This is a genomic window from Neisseria sp. P0019.S002, from assembly GCF_051957155.1.
Classification (GTDB): Bacteria; Pseudomonadota; Gammaproteobacteria; order Burkholderiales; family Neisseriaceae; genus Neisseria; species Neisseria perflava.
On sequence record NZ_JBQCWS010000146.1, the window covers coordinates 1 to 445 of the forward strand.

The window sequence follows — 445 nt, forward strand, 5'->3', positions numbered from 1 at the left end:
GCCTTGCAAACTGACTGAAAACCTGATCGAAGCGACCTCCGACTGCGGCGCATATGTGATGGTGCCCGGCGCATTGAAACGCACAGCCGTCAAACTGTCTAAAATCTGTAACGACTTGCGCCTGCTCTCTTCCGGTCCGCGCGCTGGTTTGAAAGAAATCAACCTGCCTGAACTACAGGCCGGTTCTTCCATTATGCCTGCCAAAGTCAATCCCGTGATTCCCGAAGTCGTCAACCAAGTCTGCTTCAAAGTCATCGGCAACGACACCACCACCACTTTCGCAGCCGAAGCAGGTCAGTTGCAGCTGAACGTTATGGAGCCAGTCATCGCCCAATGTATGTTTGAAACCATTTCCCTCTTGGGCAATGCCGCGGTCAACCTTGCCGACAAATGCGTCAAAGGCATTACGGTCAACCGCGAAATCTGCGAACACTATGTCTTCAAC

1 protein-coding gene is annotated in these 445 nt (G+C 52.6%); it reads left to right on the forward strand.

The features are described 5' to 3' along the window. A partial coding sequence (locus ACTHTY_RS12015; protein ID WP_440367859.1) for a lyase family protein occupies positions 1 to 445 on the forward strand: 445 nt, incomplete at both ends.